Origin of the sequence: Pseudodesulfovibrio cashew (genome assembly GCF_009762795.1) — a bacterium.
Classification (GTDB): Bacteria; Desulfobacterota; Desulfovibrionia; order Desulfovibrionales; family Desulfovibrionaceae; genus Pseudodesulfovibrio; species Pseudodesulfovibrio cashew.
Map to the genome: position 1 here is coordinate 211,688 of NZ_CP046400.1, position 13,740 is coordinate 225,427.

Here is a 13,740-nt window from a genome sequence, read left to right on the forward strand (position 1 = left end):
GAAGCATACCATGAGCGTCATCGTTGATCTGACCATTTTCCCCATGGACAAAGGCGGCTCGGGGTTGAGCACTTACGTGTCCCGCGTCCTGAACCTCATCCGGGAGTCCGGCCTGAAACACCAACTGGGCCCCATGGGCACAGCCATCGAGGGTGAATGGGACGAGGTCATGGCCGTGGTCACCCGCTGCTACAAGGCGCTCGAACCTGACTGCGACCGGCTCTACGTCAACATCAAGGCGGACGTCCGCAAGGGCCGCACGGACGGGCTCAAGACAAAGGTCGGGGCGGTCATGGCCAAGGCCGGAAGTTGACCCCTGCCCGGAGGCCCGCATGACCATCATCCAGCAGCCGCTCCAGATGAAGCAGGTGTCCCGGGGGCACTACCTGATGCGCAACGTGCTCAAGCACAACGTCGTATTCAATGAAGGAGCCAAAGGAGACGCCGCATACATCCTGACCGAGGGCAAGATCGAGATTTCCGGGATCATCGAGGGGCACAAGAAGGTCTTCGCCATCCTCAAGCCCATCTCTCTCTTCGGGGAGATGGCCCTGTTCCTGGACGAGGGGACGCGCACCGCCACGGCCACGGCCCTGGAGGACTCCAAGGTGGTGGTCGTGACCAAGGACGACCTCCAGGAATTCCTGCGCGAGTCCCCCAAAGTCATCGCGGCCATCATCACCGTACTGGTGGGACGCCTGAAGTCCACCACCCGCAAGGCCATGCAGGTGCCCTCCGTGGGCATGGGCGTGGTCCGCACCCTCGACCTCATGGCCGACCACGGGATCACCACCATCCGCTATGACAAAACCGTCCGCTCCCTGGCCGACACCTTCGTGACCACCCCGGAGCGCATCGAAGGCTACATCCACGGCCTGGCGGACCAACGCCTGCTCGTGGTGGGCCGCGACGAAAACGACACCCGGATCATCCGCCTGCGGGAAAAGCACCTGTTCAACGAAATCATGCGAAGTAAACAGGAGTAACCATGACGTCCGCCCCGCCGCCCTTTGCCGACACCGTCCTGCTCACCCGCCGCTGCGTCATGCGCCCCTGGCAAGATAGCGACGTGGCCCTGCTCCCGTCCATTGCCAGCACACGCAAGATTTCATGGAATACCTCCAACAAATTTCCCTACCCCTTCGGCGAGCCCGAGGCCCAACGGCTGCTTCGCTTCAGCAACGACGGCGCGGGAGAGGACGTCTGGCAGTTCGCGGTGGAATTCGGCGGAGAACTCGCCGGCAGTTGCGGCGCCATCCGGGGAACGGACGTCCAGGCGCACACCGCAACCATCGGCTACTGGCTCGGCGTCGACTACTGGGGAAAGGGCATCGCCACGGAGATGGTCGCCCGGCTGGTGGACTACATGACGCTGGAAACGGACATCGAACAGTTGACCGCCACCTGCTACGGCTGGAACCCGGCCTCGGCGCGAGTGCTGGAGAAGGCGGGCTTCGAAAGGGAAGGCGTGCGCCGGGGTGTGGTCAAAAAATGGGGCGAGACCACGGACCTGCTCATCTATGGCAGGCCCCTCGCCTGAGGTCGGCTCACTCCAGGGCCACCAGCTCCAGCTCGCCCCAGGCGGCCACCTGTTTTCCGTACTGGGCGAAGACCCCCTGCAAACCATGCCCGGCCAATTCCCTGGCCCGCTTGAGCACACGGTCCACGTCTGCCTCGGCCTTGAGCAGGTTGCACAGCGCCGTGGCCGCAGCGTCTGCCAATCGCGCGTCCGCCGCCCGGACGGCAACCAGATCGCCGGACCCCAGGCTCAAGGAATGGCCGATGGTCGCACTGGAGGCGCAGACCGCCGCCGGAAACGTTCCCGCCTCCAGGCGCAAGCCTATGACTGCCCCGGACTCAGGCTCGGGCAGGAGCGCCACCACGCGCTCCCGGGTGGAGCGAAGGTAGGTGTCGCCGCCGTTCTCAACCAGAATATTGGGGCTCTCGACGGCAAAGCGATCGCCTACGGCCTGGGCCACGGCCCCTGCCACGGCGGCCATGGGGCCAACCCCGCAGACTGAAGCGGCATCCGCCATGGCCCGAATAATCTCGGGCGCGGTCTCCGGCACGTCCAGCGGCACCAGCGACTCGGCGAACTCCGGGTGGAACATGATCCAGTTCTTGATCTCGCCGCGCACCTGGGAAACAAATGAGGCGATCTCGTCCCGCAGGTCCTTTTCGGCCACCACCAGCAGGTCGGTCTGCTCCACAGCCACCTGAAAACGAACCTCGCCCCCCCTCGGCCGGATGGCGTCGCGGTAGTCGCGGGCTGTGGAAAGATGGCGTTTGTTCATGGACGGGGCCTCCGAGGCGATGTTCGTAAAAGGGAACCAGTTTGGAACAGGGTTGGGAACAGGTTTTCCACACCTCTCGGCGGAGCGGGCGGAAAACCTCTTCTCGAATCGGACAGGGAGCCGGGCCTAGAAGCCCATATCCTCGTTGATCAGAACGACCTTGATGCGGCCCTTGGGAAAGGACTTCTCGGTGATGCACCAGACGTTGCAGATGCGCTGGGGCGACTCGCAATCCATGCAATAGCCGGTCTTGACGCACGGGGTCTTCATGTCCAGGCGCATGGTGTTGACCGGAGCCACGTATTCCTTGATCCGGTCCATGGCCCGCTGAAGGTCGGGCACGAGCTTGTTGCGCGACAACAGGATGATGACGTTCTTCGGGCCGAAGGTAATGGCTCCGGTGCGATTGCCGATCATGTCCAGGTTGACCAGGTGCCCCTCCTCGGTGACTGCGTTGGTGCCGGTCAGGAAGCAATCCACCAGCAGGGCCTGGCGGCGGCGCTCGTACTTGTCCTCGTTGGACAGGGAGTGGTCCCAGGTGTCCAGGGTTTCATACTCGTCCCCGTCGCGCAGAATCTCGTAGAGTCCGGTGGATGCCAGGGTGGTGGAGCCGCCCCAGGACAGGGTCCGGGGCTTGATGGCGGGCAGGATGTCGTTGAGCACCAGGTCCTTGGCGGCGGCCGCCGAATCGGCCAGATAGACGTCGAAACCGTTTTTTTCGAGCTTGGGCTTCAGTTCACGAAGATTGAGATTCCAAAAATTATCGATGGGCTTGTCCATATCGTCTCCTTGGCTTGCTGTAATTGCTGCCGAATCGGACCGGTTCCGGCGAGAGGGTGAAAAAAGACTCGCCTTCGGCAGGGAAATCTTGTAGCAGAATTCGCGCCCGCGAGGAAGCGGCCCATGGACAGGCCTCGCCAAGCGGCGTGATTTTTGGTCTTGACGACCGCCAGGGACCCGGTTATATGCTTCCGTTCACCGGAACTTTTACCGCGAAATTTTACTCTCAGGAGATTAGCGATATGAAACGTACTTATCAGCCCAGCAAATGCCGCCGCAAGAGGACTCACGGTTTCCTGGTGCGTTCCCGCACCAAAAACGGTCGCGCGGTGCTCCGCCGCCGTCGCGCCAAAGGGCGTAAGAGATTAGCCGTTTAGCTTGGAACAAGGAGCGTCGGCTGCTCAAAAGCCCCGAGTTCACGGAATGCTATGAACGGGGCAGGAAATATTTCACTAGAAATTTCATCCTGTTCGTTAAACGGCGCAATGAAGGCCAGGGCGGTATCCGCCTTGGCCTTACCGTGAGCAAGAAGATGGGCCATGCGGTGGCGCGCAACCGGATCAAAAGGGTGGTGCGCGAGTATTTCCGGCTGCATCAGTTCGAGTTTTACCTGCCTCTGGACATCGTCGTCGTTCCGAAGCGGAACCTTGAGGCCAAGCAGCTCACACTCGCCCTCGCCATAGAAGAGTTCACCCCGCTTTTAGCCCGCATCCGCGCGGAAGCGGCGGCCTCACAAGAGAGGAAATGATGCGCTCCATACTATTGGCGCTCATTTGGTTCTACCAAAAACTCATCTCTCCCTTGCTGCCAGCGGCATGCAGGTTCTATCCGACGTGCTCCGAGTACGCGAAGGAAGCTGTCATCCGACATGGTGCGTTCAAGGGTACCCTTCTCGCGTCCTGGCGTCTCCTTCGTTGCCAGCCATTATGTAACGGGGGCTACGACCCCGTCCCGGCCGTCTGGCCAGACCCTCAAATGATAGCGAGAATCACCCCATGGACAAGCAGGAGAAAATCCGCCTAGTCATTGCAATGGCCCTGAGTGCCGTGGTCATCTTCGGATGGTCATACTTCATGGGCCCCTCGGCCGAAGAAAAGGCCGAAATGGCCCGCAAGGCCGCCGAAGCCGAAAAGAAAACCGCCGCTCTCACCCAGCAGGCCCCCGAGACCAAGGCCGCTCCCGCCGCCCCCGCTTCCGCATTCGTTCCCAGCGAAGGCGTCACCGTCAAGGTGGACACCCCGCTGTACACCGCCGTGTTCAACTCCCAGGGCGGCATCCTCGAAAAGTTCATCCTGAAGAACTACAAGGACTCCATCGAGAAGGATTCCCCCAACGTGGACCTCATCGGCGAAAACGCCTTTGCCAAGGGTCCCCTGGGTCTGTTCCTGTCCCGTGGCGGCGACGACCAGGTCCACACCTGGCTGCACGGCCAGTGGTCCTTTGACGGTTCCGACATCAACCTCGACCAGGGCACCAAGACTCTGACCTTCACCGGCCAGGTGCACGGCTTCCGCATCGAGCGCGTGCTGACCTTCCACGCCGACACCTATCTCGTGGAGGAGAACACCAAGGTCACCAACCTCAACGCCACCGGCGTGGAGGGCGGCATCTCCTACACCGCGGCCGCCAAGTCCATGTCCGCAGAGGACAACCGCTACAACCCGACCAAGGTCGCCTACATGACCTCGGACGCCCGCGAGGAAGTGACCGACCGCGAAGACCTCCAGAAGGATGGCCTGACAGCCACCGGCGACCTCAAGTGGGGCGTCATCGAATCCAACTATTTCATGTTCGCCGTGCTGCCCGGCAGCAGCGAATCCGCGTTGTCCGCAGGCTATCAGGACGACGTGTTCCGCATGGCCGTGAACGAGGAAGCCACCTTCATGCCCAACGTGGCCAAGACCTTCAAGGCGTCCTACTTCATCGGCCCCACGGACCGCGACATGCTCGCTAAGATGCCCAACCAGCTGGCCGACGTCGTGAACTTCGGCTGGTTCGACTTCCTGGCCAAGCCCCTGCTCATCGGCCTGAACTTCTTCTACAAGTACGTAGGCAACTACGGCGTCGCCATCATCATCCTGACCATCATCATCAAGATGATCTTCTGGCCTCTCTCCCAGAAGAGCTACGCCTCCATGGAAAAGATGAAGAAGCTCCAGCCCATGGTCAACAAGCTGCGCGAGAAGTACGGCGACGACAAGCAGCGTCTCAACCAGGAGACCATGGCCCTGTACAAGACCTACAAGGTCAACCCAATGGGCGGCTGTCTGCCCATGGTCGTGCAGATCCCCGTCTTCTTCGGCCTGTACAAGGCCCTGCTCGGTGCGGTTGAACTGCGGCACGCCCCGTTCATCGCGCACGTGCCGTTCACCGACCTGCCCTGGCTGGCCGACCTGTCCGCCAAGGACCCGTATTACATCACCCCCATCATCATGGGCGCGTCCATGTTCCTGCAGCAGAAAATGACTCCCAATGCAGGTGACCCGACCCAGCAGAAGATCATGCTCTTCATGCCCCTGGTCTTCACCTTCATGTTCCTGCAGTTCCCGTCCGGACTGGTCATCTACTGGCTGCTCAACAACATCCTCTCCATCGGCCAGCAGCTCATGATCGCCCGCGCAGGCAAAGCCAAATCCGCCCAGAACGACTAACAGCGCCACCGGGGGGCCCTATCACCCCGGCATGATAAGGATACGAAACCATGAGTGACTTCAAGGAATTCCAGGGCAAGGACCTGGACGAGGCCATAGAAAGCGCCTGCGATTACTTCAATCTAAAACGGGACCGGCTGGAAATCGAAATAATGTCCGGCGGCTCCTCCGGCATCTTCGGCATCATGGGCGTCAAAAAGGCCAAGGTCAAAGCCCGCCCCCGTGCCCAGGTCAACACCTCGGACATTCTCAACGGCGAAGCAAAGAAGCCGGAAAAGAAGGCGAAGCCCGCGCCCCGGCGCGAGCCGGAAAAGGCCCCGGAACCGGAAGCCGCAGCCGAGCCCGCAGCCGAGCCCGCAGCGGTCAGCGAACCCGCCCAGACCATTGAGCCCGGCAACCAGGCCGAGGCCGAAGTGGACTTCGAGGAGCTGGACAACAAGGTCAATGGCAACGTGATGGAGGAAGAGGTTGACCTCGACTCCCTCGACGAGCAGGTCAACGGCAATGTCGCCCCGGATGAACGCGAACCCAAACCCAAAAAAAAGCGCGATCGCAAGCCCCGCGAGAAGAAGGCCCGTGAGGAGCGAAAGCCCCGGGAAAGGAAGCCTCGCGAAAGGAAGCCTCGCCCTGAACCGCGTGAGGAACGCCCCCGCGCCAACATGGCCGATTTCGATCCCGAGGTGCTGACCAGCGCCACTACCGAGGTCATGACCGAGCTGCTCAAGCCCATCGTTGGCGAGACCACCCTCGAAGTGACCATCGAGACCGACCGGGTCAAGGTTTTCATCGATGACGAAGAAAACTCCGGCCTGATCATCGGCCGCGAGGGACAGACTCTGTCCTCCCTCCAGTACCTGGTCAATCGCCTGGTCTCCCGCAAGATGGAGGCCTCGGTGCGCATCCAGGTGGACACCGGCGACTACCGCGAGCGCCAGGACGACAAGCTCAGGCAGATCGCCGAGCACCTGGCCGAAAAGGCCGCCGACCTCGGCCGGACCCAGTCCACCAAGCCCCTTTCCTCCTACCACCGCAGGGTGGTGCACCTGACCCTGCAGGAGCACGAGGAAGTCTTCACCCGCTCCAAGGGCGACGGCCCCATGAAGCGCGTGCTCATCGTGCCCAAAAGCCGCCGGGACAGCCGCTCCCGCCGCTAGGCGCGACAGATACGACGAAACAAAAGGCCGGAGGAAAATCCTCCGGCCTTTTTTATGACCCAGCACTGGTTGGCAAAAAAATCACTACTCCATTTCCCTCTACTCCTCGGCTAAACAGCACGGCCTTGGCGCACGCACAACTCTGAGCGAAGCGGACCCAAAGAGTTTAGGAAGGGAGAGGGGATGGGGGGCCGGAGGCTTCCACCCTACCGGAATTCAGCGGGGATGGTCGGGTGAGTCTGCTCGCGACGGTAGGCCCAGACCAGGTAACCCGCGCCGAAGACGATCATGGGCAGGCACAACACCTGTCCCATGGACATCCAGTCCAGGGCCACGAAACCGAGCTGGGCATCGGGCTGGCGGGCGAACTCCACCGTGAAGCGGAACACCCCGTAGCCGAGCAGGAACAGCGCCCCCACGCACCCCTTGGGGCGGGGCTTGGCCGAATAGAACCAGACGATGAGGAAAAGCAGCACGCCTTCGAGGGCGGCCTCGTAGAGCTGGGAGGGGTGCCGCGGCTGGTACCCCGCGCCGGGAAAGACCATGCCCCACCAGCCGTCCGTGGGGCGGCCCCACAGCTCCGCGTTGATGAAATTGCCGATGCGTCCGAAAAACAGGCCCGGCGGCACCAGCGGGGAAACGAAATCCCCCACCTCGGGAAAGGTCATGCCGTGTTTCCTGCCGAAGAGCCAACAGGCCAGGAGAACGCCGAGCATGCCGCCGTGAAAGGACATGCCGCCTTCCCATACGTAGAAGATCTTGTACGGATACCCGGCGTAGTAGCTGAAGTTGTAGAACAGGCAGTAGCCGAGCCGTCCGCCCGCCACCACGCCGACCACGGCCCAGGTGATGAAGTCGTCGAAACTTTGCGGCGTCATCTTGTTCCAGGGCTTGGTCGCCCGGTAGCGGCCGAGGAGCCAGCCCGAGGCCACGCCGAAGACGTACATCATCCCGTACCAACGGATGTGCAGCGGGCCGATGGAGATCATGTCCGGGTCGAAATAGGGGTAGCTGAGCATAAGTGGTCGCGGCGGCTGCCGTCTTTGTTTTCTCGTAAAATTCGGGTAAGCTGGGTCGGCAACAAGGTGGGCCTTTTTGATTTGGACGTCAACCCCGGACCAGAGATGCACAAGGAAAAGACGCAGGACCTCGACATAGTGGACATGCCCTTCGAAGGGCTGGCCGCCTATTGGCTGTCGGTCAAGAAGATCATGGACACCAAAAAGGGGCGCACCTTCCTCGACGAAGAGATCGCACACACCGACGAGCCCTACATCCTCCATCTGCTGGAAACGGTCTTCACGTCCTTTTCCCGACGCATGGTCCGGCGCCTGGCAGGAGTGAAGAAGGAAATCCTGCTGGAGGACTACGGGCGCAAGATCGACCTGATGCGCATCGCGGCCTATGCCATCGCCTCCGGGGAGAACCCGCGCATGACCCTGGTCCGCATGGACTCCAAGTTCGCGTCGCCGCTCATCCAGGAAGACAAGGCCCTGGAGATGGCCACCGCCATGTTCAACGCCATCAAGCCCAAAGGCGTCAATCTCGGCATGCTCCTGTCCGTGGACCACAAGGTCCAGGCCGACAGGTTGTTGGTAAAATTGCTCTTTTTCGTCATGTTTGCCCGGCGCGAATCCAAGCAGAACCTAGACCGTTTCCTGCCTTACCTCGGTTCGCGCTTCTTTTCCGAAGGTGTCTCCCTGGCCATCGACAACTTCGAGGCCGACTTCCTGGCCCACCACCTGATGAGCATGCGCGACAACGTCATAACCGAAACCGGACGCAAGATGGACATGGCCCTGGAAATGGCCCTGGCCATCCGCGACAAGCTCCCCTACGATGACGTCTTCCGCATTGCCCGGGCCTACATGCCCTAGCGGACAGGACTCCATTTCCGGCACAGCATTTCAAGGATATATACAATGAACAAAATCGTCCTCCTCCTCGTCGCCCTCATCGCCACCGTGGTCCTGAGCCTATCGGCCCTGGCCGTAAGCCCGGTACGCAGCGGCGAAAAGAATTTCGAACGGGCCTGGAAATCGCTCATGACCAGAAACGCGGACAAGGCGGCGCAATACTTCGGCACTGCCGCCGACGCCTTTGCCGAGGCCTTGGCCGGAGACCCGCCCAGCCGCACCACCCGCTTCCCGTCCAACCTGACCAAGGCGGGCATGTCCCTCTACTATGCCGGACGCTACAAGGAGAGCATCGACGCCTTAAACCGGATTCCCGAGCGGGAAAAGGACATGTGGGAGGCAGCCCTCTACCGTGCGCTCTCCTATGGCCGCCTCGGTGACCGTGAGGCCATGGTTCGCTGGCTGAATATCTACCTCGACCTCTACCCCAGTCAGCCCATCCTCTCGTCCGAGGTTCAGCGACAACTGGACGGTCTGGACTCCGGCAGCGCAGCCCCGGATGCCGCAGCAGCCGCCCTGGATGATTCCGCCATCAAGCAATTCAGGAACAACGTGCTGGTCAAGCAAAAGGGATCGCTCGCCGGTCCGGAGAACTGCAATGGCGCGTTCTGGTGGCGGAACTACCGAGCCCCCTGCACGCAAAAACAGTTCGAGGACGAATAACCCTTTCGCCCCGGCTGGCTGACAGCCCGGAAAGAATCGGCCGGAGGGATAACAATCCGGCCATTTTTCACTTTTTTCACGCCGGACTTGACGAAACCGGTCAAATATTCAAACATCCGTCCACTTCGACGACGCAATATATTCAGAGACTATTTTTTTCATGACCCAGGCCGCAAGCATACCCGAACAATACCTGAGAGCCTTTTCCAAGGACGACATCAACGAAATGCCCCTTCGCCGATACGAGGGGCCCATTCAGGTGGTGCGCACGGAAAAGCAACGCGCCCAGGCGCTCAAGGAAATGGCCGGGGAACGGCTCCTCGGATTCGATACCGAGACCCGTCCGGTGTTCAAGAAAGGGAAGAAGCCCGGACCGCCTGCCCTGGTCCAGTTGGCCACGGCGGAAAAGGCCTATGTCTTCCAGATCCGCATCCTGCCCATGTGCAACGGTCTGTGCGACCTGCTGGCCGACCCCAGCGTGGTCAAAACCGGCGTGGCCGTCCGCGACGACATTCTCGGCCTCCGGCGGCTGGCTGATTTCAACCCCGCCGGATTCGTCGACCTCTCGGACATCACCTCCGGAGCAAAAATGCAGACCCACGGCCTGCGCAACATGGCCGCAAACCTGCTCGGCTTCCGCATTTCCAAGTCCGCCCAGTGCTCCAACTGGGCCAAGGACAAGCTCACCATGCAGCAGATCAATTACGCTGCCACCGACGCCTGGGTCAGCCGCGAGCTCTACCTCGCCCTTGAAGATCTCGGCCTCATCGCCCGCTAGTCTTTTTTGAACAGTATCAGTTTGCGCGTGCGCTTTAATACTCGCCGCTGACGTCCGGAGTCTTGCGCTGTCGTTTACGCTCGGAAGTGTGGCGTTTCCGCTCCAGCCTCCTGCGCTTGGCGGACTTGGGCACGACCGTGTCCTTGCGCGGGGTCACCGGTGTAAGAGCCCAGCGCATCAGCTCCACGAAACGCTCGATGGCCGAATCCTTGTTGGTCTTCTGGGAGCGGAACTTCTGAGAGGTGACGCGAAGCACGCCGCGCTTGTCGATGCGGCGCCGGAGCTTGCCCTTGACCGCCACCTTCTGGAACTGGGTCAGCGAGGGCGAAGCGTCCACATCGAAGAGCAGGGTCACCCGCGTGTCCGTGGTGTTGACGTGCTGGCCGCCGGGTCCGGAACTGCGAGAGGTGATGAATCGGAGCTCCCCATAAGGGATGCAAACGGTGTTGGTCAGGCGAATCATGAACACAGGGTGCCATGCTGCCAGGGAGGACGCAACCCCTTCCGGCGATTGACAATAGCCACGCTTGCTATATAGTTCGGAAACAATTGAGGAAGGATACAATTTAACCAGGCTGACGAGGTGAAAGATGACCAAGCCCTGTCCATGCGGTTCCGGCAAGGAACATGTCGAATGCTGCACCCCCTACATTAAGGGAGAGAAACCCGCGCCCACAGCGGAGGCACTGATGCGCTCCCGCTATTCGGCCTATGTTTTCAAGGAGCTGGACTACCTCAAAAAATCCTTGGCGCCCGAAGCCGTGGACGGCCATGATGACGCCTCGGTCAAGGATTGGGCCGAAAAGGCCGAGTGGCTTGGCCTGGAGATTCACGACACCTGGGCCGGCGGCGAGACCGACGACACGGGCATCGTGGAGTTCACCGCCCGCTACGCCATCGACGGCGAGGAGCTCGCCCACCGCGAGCGCAGTGAGTTCAGGAAGATTGCCAACGAGTGGCGCTACGTGGACGGCACCATGGTCTCCGGCCCGCCCGTGCGCAAGGAGCCCAAGGTGGGACGCAACGAGCCCTGCCCCTGCGGCTCCGGCAAGAAATACAAGAAGTGCTGCGGCCGCTAGGCCGGGCATCAAGACGCGACAGGGGACGCCTCGCATGAAGCGTCCCGCTTCCGTCTCTCCCCCTTCAGTCCGTCATTTTCCGACGGACACCCCATAGACCTTTTCCGCATTGCGGTAGGCAATCTTTTCAGCGACCGCGCGGGGCAACTGCCCCAGAATGAGCCGCTGACCTTCCACACCCTCAGCGTACCGACGCCACAGCTTGCGCATGTGCGGGTCCGTGGCGAACAGGATGCGGTCCTGAAAACGGATCAGCAATGCCTTCCACTCGGGCCGGAGCCGTTTACCATCGAGCATGGCCTCACCGATGGCAGCCTGCTTTGCCGAGTCCGCGAAGTCACCCATGTACCGCTCCTTCTTGGAGGTCAACGCGTACAGGTTGGGGTGCTGCTCCAGAAACGACGCAAGCTGATCCGCAGAAGCGAAGCCCATGTGCGGAAGCAGGAAGACCTGATCCGGCCAGGCCGCATACAGGGCATGGAATCGGGGAAAGTCGCGCTCCGGAGCATACGGCTCCCAGTGAGCCATGAACGGCACCTTGAGCGGAGCCAGGGCCTTGAGCAGCCGGGCCGTGCCCGGACGGGACGGGTCCACGTACCGCTCCCCGGCGGCGTTCAGCTTACCCGACTGCTTGTCGCCATGGGTGTAGAGCAGTTCCCCCACGAACCGGTAGCCGTGCTTCCGTATGCCGTCCGCCGTTGCCCTGATGTAGTCGGAGCTGACGTCGCCCGATAGCTGGAAATACTTGGGCGCGCCGAGGACAACCAGGTCCGGGTTGCGTTTCGCCAACTCAAGCACCGCTTTCTCGTTCTGGTGCAACCGCTTGCGGCTTCGGGCAAAGAGCGCGATCCGGCTTACGCCCGCCCCACGGACCAGGGTCATGGCCTTGTCCATGTCCACGGTCTCGTCGATCTGGGCCATGGCATCGAACAACGGGCCGTCATACACGGGCACGTCGGACAGCCCCGCACTCTCCGCACATTCTTCATAGGCCGCTCTGACCGCCATCCGGGCCGCCTTGCCTTCGGGACGACTGCCGTTACGGATGTCGTCCATGGTCTCCGCCCCGAGGCGGGCCTCCATGCACGCCTTCACTTCCGGCGAAGCATTGCGCACCTCGCCAGGACCGAACCCCCAGCCGGAAGTTGCCCCAAGCAGCAAAAGAGCGAACACAAGAAGAGTCATCAGCCTGAAATTCAAATTCACGGGAACGCTCCTTCATCGCTTTCCAAAATGACAAGTAGGTTTCATCACTACTACGCGTCCCGCCGGACAGCACCATTATTATCGGGACATCCCCATGGCGCGCACTTGGCTTGGGCAACGAAATGACGTACTGTCCCACTCCCTATGAAACGAAAGCAGACACGCACCCTGCGCGTGGGCAACGTGGGCATCGGCGGGGACAACCCCGTCCGGGTCCAGTCCATGTGCAACACCGACACCCGCGACGTCATGAGCACGGTCGCCCAGATCAACCGGCTGGCCGAGGCCGGTTGCGAAATCGTGCGCCTGGCCGTGCCCGACGACAAGGCTGCCGCAGCCCTGGCCGCCATTCGCGAGCAGTCGCCGGTGCCGCTCATCGCGGACATCCACTTCGACCACAGGCTGGCACTGGCAGCCCTGGACGCCGGACTGGAAGGGCTGCGCATCAACCCGGGCAACATAGGGAACGAGTCCAAGGTGGACGCCGTGGTCCGCGCCGCCAAGGCGGCTGGCGCGCCCATCCGCATCGGCGTCAATGGCGGCTCGCTGGAAAAAGACCTGCTCAAACAATTCGGCGGGCCCACACCCGAGGCCATGGTCGAGTCAGGCCTGCGCCACGTGGCCATGCTGGAGAAGCGCGGCTTCCACGACATCAAGATTTCGCTCAAGACCTCATCGGTCCTGAACACCATCGCCGCGTACCAGCTCATGTCGGAGAAGGTGGACTATCCCCTGCACATCGGCATCACCGAGGCGGGCACCCTGCTCCGAGGCGCGGTCAAATCCGCCGTGGGCCTGGGCATCCTGCTGCACCAGGGCATCGGCGACACCCTGCGCGTCTCGCTGACCCACGACCCCGTGGCAGAGATCGGGGTGGCCTATGAAATTCTCCGCGCCCTTGGCCTGCGGGAACGCGGCCCGGAGATCATCTCCTGCCCCACCTGCGGGCGCACCGAGATCGGGCTCATCGAGCTGGCCGAAAAGGTGGAGGAAGCCCTGCGCGGCGTGGAGGAAGTCTTCACCGTGGCGGTCATGGGCTGCGTGGTGAACGGACCGGGAGAAGCCCGCGAAGCGGACATCGGCATTGCCGGCGGACGCGGCCTGGGCATCATCTTCCGCAAGGGCGAGGTGGTCCGCAAAGTCAAGGGCGACGAGAACCTGCTGCCCGAATTCATGAAAGAGATCGAGGCCTTCCTGGCCGAAAGGAGAAACAGATAAT

Annotated in this window: 18 protein-coding genes; 13 read left to right on the forward strand and 5 right to left on the reverse strand. The window is 61.7% G+C overall.

Features of this window, described 5'->3' with window-relative positions:
* Positions 1–10: 10 nt before the first annotated feature.
* The 3 genes from GM415_RS00955 to GM415_RS00965 are packed head-to-tail and all read left to right on the forward strand — an operon-like array spanning position 11 to position 1,540.
* Positions 11–313 (forward strand): MTH1187 family thiamine-binding protein, encoded by a 303-nt coding sequence (locus GM415_RS00955; protein WP_158945882.1) that lies wholly within the window; start codon positions 11–13, stop codon positions 311–313.
* Positions 314–332: 19 nt separating this feature from the next.
* Positions 333–986 carry a Crp/Fnr family transcriptional regulator gene (locus tag GM415_RS00960; protein ID WP_158945884.1) on the forward strand — a complete coding sequence of 218 codons (654 nt, stop codon included), beginning with the start codon at positions 333–335 and terminating at the stop codon, positions 984–986.
* Positions 987–988: 2 nt separating this feature from the next.
* Positions 989–1,540, forward strand: coding sequence for a GNAT family N-acetyltransferase (locus GM415_RS00965; protein ID WP_158945886.1), 552 nt, complete (start codon positions 989–991; stop codon positions 1,538–1,540).
* Between the two features lie 7 nt (positions 1,541–1,547).
* Here GM415_RS00965 and GM415_RS00970 read toward each other — a convergent pair whose 3' ends face one another.
* Both GM415_RS00970 and GM415_RS00975 read right to left on the reverse strand, forming a co-directional pair.
* Positions 1,548–2,294: a UPF0280 family protein gene (locus GM415_RS00970; protein WP_158945888.1), complete on the reverse strand. Its 747-nt coding sequence runs from the start codon at positions 2,292–2,294 to the stop codon at positions 1,548–1,550.
* A 126-nt stretch (positions 2,295–2,420) separates the two neighbouring features.
* Complete coding sequence (locus GM415_RS00975) at positions 2,421–3,074, reverse strand: lactate utilization protein (RefSeq protein ID WP_158945890.1); 654 nt, start codon at positions 3,072–3,074, stop codon at positions 2,421–2,423.
* 242 nt (positions 3,075–3,316) lie between these two features.
* On the opposite strand from GM415_RS00975, the gene rpmH reads away from it, so the two are divergent.
* Genes rpmH through GM415_RS01000 form a run of 5 tightly spaced genes read left to right on the forward strand, consistent with a single transcriptional unit; the run spans position 3,317 to position 6,879 of the window.
* Complete coding sequence (gene rpmH / locus GM415_RS00980) at positions 3,317–3,451, forward strand: 50S ribosomal protein L34 (protein WP_097012604.1); 135 nt, start codon at positions 3,317–3,319, stop codon at positions 3,449–3,451.
* Positions 3,439–3,822 carry a ribonuclease P protein component gene (gene rnpA, locus GM415_RS00985; protein ID WP_158950687.1) on the forward strand — a complete coding sequence of 128 codons (384 nt, stop codon included), beginning with the start codon at positions 3,439–3,441 and terminating at the stop codon, positions 3,820–3,822. The genes rpmH and rnpA overlap by 13 nt, the downstream gene beginning before the upstream one ends.
* The gene (yidD, locus tag GM415_RS00990; RefSeq protein WP_158950686.1) at positions 3,822–4,097 is read left to right on the forward strand and encodes a membrane protein insertion efficiency factor YidD; all 276 of its coding nucleotides are present in this window, start codon (positions 3,822–3,824) and stop codon (positions 4,095–4,097) included. Before rnpA ends, yidD begins: the two co-directional genes overlap by 1 nt.
* Entirely contained in the window at positions 4,070–5,725 is a 1,656-nt protein-coding gene (yidC, locus tag GM415_RS00995) for a membrane protein insertase YidC (RefSeq protein WP_158945892.1), read from the forward strand. The genes yidD and yidC overlap by 28 nt, the downstream gene beginning before the upstream one ends.
* A 50-nt stretch (positions 5,726–5,775) precedes the next feature.
* A complete protein-coding gene (locus GM415_RS01000) occupies positions 5,776–6,879 on the forward strand; it encodes a Jag family protein (RefSeq protein WP_158945894.1) in 1,104 nt (367 codons plus the stop codon).
* A gap of 206 nt (positions 6,880–7,085) precedes the next feature.
* Here GM415_RS01000 and lgt read toward each other — a convergent pair whose 3' ends face one another.
* The gene (gene lgt, locus GM415_RS01005) at positions 7,086–7,898 is read right to left on the reverse strand and encodes a prolipoprotein diacylglyceryl transferase (protein WP_158945895.1); all 813 of its coding nucleotides are present in this window, start codon (positions 7,896–7,898) and stop codon (positions 7,086–7,088) included.
* Between the two features lie 105 nt (positions 7,899–8,003).
* On the opposite strand from lgt, the gene GM415_RS01010 reads away from it, so the two are divergent.
* The 3 genes from GM415_RS01010 (at position 8,004) to GM415_RS01020 (ending at position 10,236) form a co-directional block, all read left to right on the forward strand.
* On the forward strand, positions 8,004–8,756 hold the full coding sequence (locus GM415_RS01010; protein WP_158945897.1) for a hypothetical protein: 753 nt from the start codon (positions 8,004–8,006) through the stop codon (positions 8,754–8,756).
* A gap of 45 nt (positions 8,757–8,801) precedes the next feature.
* Entirely contained in the window at positions 8,802–9,458 is a 657-nt protein-coding gene (locus GM415_RS01015) for a tetratricopeptide repeat protein (protein WP_158945899.1), read from the forward strand.
* A gap of 160 nt (positions 9,459–9,618) precedes the next feature.
* Positions 9,619–10,236, forward strand: a complete 618-nt coding sequence (locus GM415_RS01020; RefSeq protein ID WP_158945901.1) for a 3'-5' exonuclease — start codon at positions 9,619–9,621, stop codon at positions 10,234–10,236.
* A 34-nt stretch (positions 10,237–10,270) separates the two neighbouring features.
* Here the strand turns inward: GM415_RS01020 and arfB are convergent, their stop codons facing one another.
* The gene (arfB, locus tag GM415_RS01025) at positions 10,271–10,699 is read right to left on the reverse strand and encodes an alternative ribosome rescue aminoacyl-tRNA hydrolase ArfB (protein ID WP_158945903.1); all 429 of its coding nucleotides are present in this window, start codon (positions 10,697–10,699) and stop codon (positions 10,271–10,273) included.
* A 127-nt stretch (positions 10,700–10,826) separates the two neighbouring features.
* Between arfB and GM415_RS01030 the strand changes: the two genes are divergently transcribed.
* Complete coding sequence (locus tag GM415_RS01030) at positions 10,827–11,315, forward strand: YchJ family protein (protein ID WP_158945905.1); 489 nt, start codon at positions 10,827–10,829, stop codon at positions 11,313–11,315.
* Between the two features lie 72 nt (positions 11,316–11,387).
* On the opposite strand, the gene GM415_RS01035 is transcribed toward GM415_RS01030, so the two are convergent.
* Positions 11,388–12,521: an amidohydrolase family protein gene (locus tag GM415_RS01035; protein ID WP_158945907.1), complete on the reverse strand. Its 1,134-nt coding sequence runs from the start codon at positions 12,519–12,521 to the stop codon at positions 11,388–11,390.
* A gap of 144 nt (positions 12,522–12,665) precedes the next feature.
* On the opposite strand from GM415_RS01035, the gene ispG reads away from it, so the two are divergent.
* The gene (gene ispG, locus GM415_RS01040) at positions 12,666–13,739 is read left to right on the forward strand and encodes a flavodoxin-dependent (E)-4-hydroxy-3-methylbut-2-enyl-diphosphate synthase (RefSeq protein WP_158945909.1); all 1,074 of its coding nucleotides are present in this window, start codon (positions 12,666–12,668) and stop codon (positions 13,737–13,739) included.
* The last annotated feature ends 1 nt before the right edge of the window (position 13,740 follow it).

Excerpts from the sequence above, each read along its gene's own strand:
- arfB (WP_158945903.1), bottom strand. The coding sequence starts at position 10,699 with ATGATTCGCCTGACCAACACCGTTTGCATCCCTTATGGGGAGCTCCGA.
- GM415_RS00965 (WP_158945886.1), top strand. The coding sequence starts at position 989 with ATGACGTCCGCCCCGCCGCCCTTTGCCGACACCGTCCTGCTCACCCGC.
- yidC (WP_158945892.1), top strand. The coding sequence starts at position 4,070 with ATGGACAAGCAGGAGAAAATCCGCCTAGTCATTGCAATGGCCCTGAGT.
- yidD (WP_158950686.1), top strand. The coding sequence starts at position 3,822 with ATGCGCTCCATACTATTGGCGCTCATTTGGTTCTACCAAAAACTCATC.
- GM415_RS01015 (WP_158945899.1), top strand. The coding sequence starts at position 8,802 with ATGAACAAAATCGTCCTCCTCCTCGTCGCCCTCATCGCCACCGTGGTC.
- GM415_RS00960 (WP_158945884.1), top strand. The coding sequence starts at position 333 with ATGACCATCATCCAGCAGCCGCTCCAGATGAAGCAGGTGTCCCGGGGG.
- GM415_RS00970 (WP_158945888.1), bottom strand. The coding sequence starts at position 2,294 with ATGAACAAACGCCATCTTTCCACAGCCCGCGACTACCGCGACGCCATC.
- GM415_RS01000 (WP_158945894.1), top strand. The coding sequence starts at position 5,776 with ATGAGTGACTTCAAGGAATTCCAGGGCAAGGACCTGGACGAGGCCATA.
- GM415_RS00955 (WP_158945882.1), top strand. The coding sequence starts at position 11 with ATGAGCGTCATCGTTGATCTGACCATTTTCCCCATGGACAAAGGCGGC.
- GM415_RS01020 (WP_158945901.1), top strand. The coding sequence starts at position 9,619 with ATGACCCAGGCCGCAAGCATACCCGAACAATACCTGAGAGCCTTTTCC.
- ispG (WP_158945909.1), top strand. The coding sequence starts at position 12,666 with ATGAAACGAAAGCAGACACGCACCCTGCGCGTGGGCAACGTGGGCATC.
- lgt (WP_158945895.1), bottom strand. The coding sequence starts at position 7,898 with ATGCTCAGCTACCCCTATTTCGACCCGGACATGATCTCCATCGGCCCG.
- rpmH (WP_097012604.1), top strand. The coding sequence starts at position 3,317 with ATGAAACGTACTTATCAGCCCAGCAAATGCCGCCGCAAGAGGACTCAC.
- GM415_RS01030 (WP_158945905.1), top strand. The coding sequence starts at position 10,827 with ATGACCAAGCCCTGTCCATGCGGTTCCGGCAAGGAACATGTCGAATGC.
- GM415_RS01010 (WP_158945897.1), top strand. The coding sequence starts at position 8,004 with ATGCACAAGGAAAAGACGCAGGACCTCGACATAGTGGACATGCCCTTC.
- GM415_RS00975 (WP_158945890.1), bottom strand. The coding sequence starts at position 3,074 with ATGGACAAGCCCATCGATAATTTTTGGAATCTCAATCTTCGTGAACTG.